At 61.7% G+C, this 883-nt stretch carries 1 protein-coding gene; it reads right to left on the bottom strand.

The genetic code is table 11. The annotated features are described in order from the left end of the window. Positions 1-303 precede the first annotated feature (303 nt). Positions 304-883: type I glyceraldehyde-3-phosphate dehydrogenase (locus VBE63_RS30475; protein ID WP_416274755.1), on the bottom strand; the 580-nt coding region annotated here is incomplete at its 5' end.

Below are 883 nucleotides of genomic sequence, written 5' to 3' on the forward strand. Positions count from 1 at the left end.
GGCCAGATCAAGATCGGTGAGTTTGGTGAAGGACATAGCAGAAAGCCTCATCGAGATGGTGTTAAAAAGCCTTGAGCGATCGGGAAAACCGGCCTGGCTTTCCGCATCGTTCTTGCTGTGCAGCTCGGACAGCTGCGTCTAGCCCGGACGGACGCTTCTTTGGCTGCAGTCTTCTACCGGCTTGTCGTTTACCCGAGCACGCGGACTCAGGTTGCGCGTCGCTCTGCGCCGAATCATGGCTTGCGATCGGTGGGCTGGACGGTATAAACCCGCCCAACCCACCGAACAGCGATTTCAGCTCACTCAGCCAGCAACATGCTGCGCCAGACGCAGGAAGTTGCAGGTGTAGCCGTACTCGTTGTCGTACCAGGCGACGACCTTAACGAAGGTGCTATCGAGCATGATGCCGGCACCGGCATCGAAGATCGACGGCGTGCCCTTGCCGCGGAAGTCGGTCGAGACGACCTTGTCTTCGGTGTAGGCCAGCACACCGGCCAGATCGCCGGACTCTGAGGCCGCCTTCATGGCCGCACAGATCTCCTCGTAGCTCGCATCCTTGTTCAGCTCGCAGGTCAGGTCGACCACCGAGACGTCCGAGGTCGGCACGCGGAAGGCCATGCCGGTCAGCTTGCCATTGAGCTCGGGCAGCACCTTGCCGACGGCCTTGGCGGCACCGGTCGAGGACGGGATGATATTCTCGAGGATGCCACGACCGCCGCGCCAGTCTTTCTGCGACGGGCCATCAACGGTCTTCTGGGTGGCGGTGGCGGCGTGCACGGTGGTCATCAGGCCACGCTTGATGCCCCAGTTGTCGTTCAGCACCTTGGAGACCGGTGCCAGACAGTTGGTGGTGCAAGAGGCGGCGGAGATGATCGCCTGGCCA

Origin of the sequence: Lamprobacter sp. (assembly GCF_034860625.1) — a bacterium.
Taxonomy (GTDB): domain Bacteria; phylum Pseudomonadota; class Gammaproteobacteria; order Chromatiales; family Chromatiaceae; genus Lamprobacter.